This is a genomic window from Streptomyces sp. NPDC054840 (assembly GCF_053611065.1).
The window spans coordinates 1-3,059 of record NZ_JBSGZP010000795.1 but is presented as its reverse complement, the minus strand read 5'-3'; the positions used below and the strand labels follow the sequence as shown (position 1 = coordinate 3,059).

General features: G+C 73.4%; 3 protein-coding genes. All 3 read left to right on the top strand.

Going from position 1 to position 3,059, the window contains the following annotated elements; all coding sequences use genetic code 11:
- The first annotated feature begins 464 nt into the window (after positions 1-464).
- Positions 465-878: a DUF3151 domain-containing protein gene (locus ACWGIU_RS34120; RefSeq protein WP_453711981.1), complete on the top strand. Its 414-nt coding sequence runs from the start codon at positions 465-467 to the stop codon at positions 876-878.
- A gap of 165 nt (positions 879-1,043) precedes the next feature.
- Complete coding sequence (locus ACWGIU_RS34115; protein ID WP_453711980.1) at positions 1,044-1,898, top strand: tryptophan 2,3-dioxygenase family protein; 855 nt, start codon at positions 1,044-1,046, stop codon at positions 1,896-1,898.
- A partial coding sequence (gene kynU / locus ACWGIU_RS34110) for a kynureninase (RefSeq protein WP_453711979.1) occupies positions 1,891-3,059 on the top strand: 1,169 nt, incomplete at its 3' end. The genes ACWGIU_RS34115 and kynU, both read left to right, overlap by 8 nt.

Here is a 3,059-nt window from a genome sequence, read left to right as displayed (position 1 = left end):
CGGACTCCGCCGCAGCGAGCCGCACCGACGGGCCCGGCCCCCGTCCCCCCGACGGACGCCGGCCCCTTCGGCGGACCCCCGGCAGCCGTGACGGCGGCGGCGAACGGTGACCGCCCGATGGTGTGAACTGTCCCAGAGGCCCATCAGGAGGCATGTACGGCCCGATCGGCCGGGGGCGGGGAGAGGGGCAGGTGCGCATGAGGGCCGAACGAACGCGCGCGAAGCAGGACCGCGCCGGGCGCACCCGCCGGGCGCTCCTGGAGGCCGCGGCTGCCGTCGGCTGATCCGTGCCGCCGGGGCGCGCCGGCGGTTTCGGCGGCCCGGGACCGTGCCGCGAAGGCTCCCGCGGCGCCGTGCCGCGAAGGCTCCCGCGGCGCCGCGCCCGACCGGCAACGCCGCGTCCCGCTCCGGGGATCCGGTGGACCACCGCTCGCCCGGCGGCAGCGGCCCGGCAGACTGGGGGCATGTCCATTCACCAGAACCTGCTCGGGGGCCCCGCCCCCACCCACCTGCCGGACGAGCCGGGCCGCGACGCCATCGCCGCCGGCACCCCCGCCGTCGAGGTGGCGGCCGCACATCCCACGTCGTCCCTGGCCTGGGCGGTCCTCGCCGACGAGGCCTTCGCGGCCGGCAACACCGTCGAGTCGTACGCCTATGCCCGTACGGGCTACCACCGCGGCCTCGACGCGCTGCGCCGCGCCGGATGGAAGGGCCACGGCCCGGTCCCGTGGGAGCACGAACCGAACCGCGGCTTCCTGCGCGCTTTGCACGCCCTCGCCCGCGCGGCCGAGGCGATCGGTGAGAAGGAGGAGTACGAGCGCTGCTCGACCTTCCTGCGTGACTCGTCCCCGACGGCCGCGGACACGCTGAGCTCCTGAGTCCGTACGGCGGGGAGTGACACGCACCGAATTGTGTGGTCTGTGTCACTCTCCGCTGGAGCGTCGGCGCGACGGGGTCCTATGATGCGGGCAGGGGACCGGGGCTCCACTCACCTCACGGAAGGGGCGGACCGCTACCCGGAAGCACGTGTCGAGGAGACAGCGATGTCGAAAACCCTTGATGCCTCCGGAGTCGGCGGGTCGGAAACCCCGAACCTCGACTTCGACGGCACCACCCCGTACGAGGACTACGTCCAGGCGGACGTCCTCACCCACCTCCAGCACCTCCGCTCGGACGACCCGGGCGAGATGGTCTTCCTGGTCACGACCCAGGTCATGGAGCTGTGGTTCACGGTCATCGTCCACGAGTGGGAGACCGCAGCCAAGGCCCTGCGCGAGGACCACATCCCGGTCGCGATGGATGCGCTGAAGCGTTCCCTCCGCGAGCTGGAAGCCCTCAACGCCTCCTGGCGCCCGCTCGCCCAGCTCACCCCGGGCCAGTTCAACGCTTACCGCGCCGCTCTCGGCGAAGGTTCCGGTTTCCAGTCGGCGATGTACCGCCGGATGGAGTTCCTGCTCGGCGAGAAGTCCGCCTCCATGCTGGTCCCGCACCGGGGCGCCCCGCGCGTCCACGCGGAACTGGAGAAGGCCCTGCACGAGCCCAGCCTCTACGACGAGGTGCTGCGCCTGCTCGCCCGCCGCGGCCTGCCGGTCCCGGACGCCGTCCTGAACCGCGACCTGTCCCTGCGCTACGAGCCCTCCCCCGAGGTCGAGGCCGTCTGGACGGGCCTGTACGCCGCCCCGGACGACAGCGAGACCGTCGACCTGCACCGCCTCGGCGAGGTCCTCACGGATGTCGCCGAGCTCGTCTGGCGCTGGCGCAACGACCACCTGGTCGCCACCCGCCGGGCGATGGGCGCGAAGACGGGCACGGGCGGCTCGGCCGGCGTGACCTGGCTGGAGAAGCGGGCGACGAAGAACGTCTTCCCGGAGCTCTGGACGGCCCGCAGCTATGTCTGACGACTCCACGGCCATACCGGCGGACGCCGCTGCGGACCTCCGCGACCGTGCGGCCGAGCTGGACGCCGCCGACGGGCTCGCCAAGCTCCGCGAGCGCTTCACCCTGCCGGACGGGGTCGTCTACCTGGACGGCAACTCCCTCGGAGCCCTCCCTGCCGGTGTCGCGGACACCACCGCCGACGTCGTCGCCCGGCAGTGGGGCGAGCTCCTCATCCGGTCCTGGGACGAGAGCGGCTGGTGGACCGCGCCCGAGCGGATCGGCGACAAGCTCGCCCCGCTCATCGGCGCGGCCCCCGGCCAGGTGGTCGTCGGTGACTCCACCAGCGTCAACCTCTTCAAGGCCCTGGTCGGAGCCGCCCGTCTCGCGGCTCCCGGCCGGACGAAGATGCTGGTCGACGCCGCCACGTTCCCCACCGACGGCTACATCGCGGAGTCGGCGGCCCGGATGACGGGCCTCACCGTCGTCCCGGTGGACCCCTCGCACGCGGCCGAGGCCATGGACGCGGACACCGCCGTGGTCCTCCTCAACCACGTCGACTACCGCAGCGGACGGCTCCACGACCTCCCCGCCCTCACCACGGCGGCCCGCGCCGCCGGGGCGATCACGGTCTGGGACCTGTGCCACTCCGCCGGGGCCCTCCCCGTCGGACTCGACGCGCACGCCGTCGACCTCGCGGTGGGCTGCACGTACAAGTACCTCAACGGCGGCCCCGGCGCGCCCGCGTACCTGTACATCGCCGCCCGCCACCAGGCCGGCTTCGACTCCCCGCTCCCGGGCTGGAACGGCCACGCGGACCCGTTCGCGATGACCCCGGCCTTCGAGGCGGCCGAGGGTGCGACCCGTGGGCGCGTGGGCACGCCGGACATCCTGTCCATGCTGGCCCTGGAGTCGGCGCTCGACGCCTGGGACGGGGTGTCCGTCGAAGACGTCCGGGCCAAGTCCCTCGCCCTGACCGACTTCTTCCTCGAATGCGTGGCGGCGTACGTCCCGCAGGGCCGGGTCGAGTCGGTCACCCCGGCCGAGCACGGCCGCCGCGGGAGCCAGATCTCGCTGCGGACCGAGAACGCCCGTGAGGTCATGGGAGAGCTCATCTCCCGGGGCGTCATCGGCGACTTCCGCGCACCCGACGTCCTGCGCTTCGGCTTCACTCCGCTCTACGT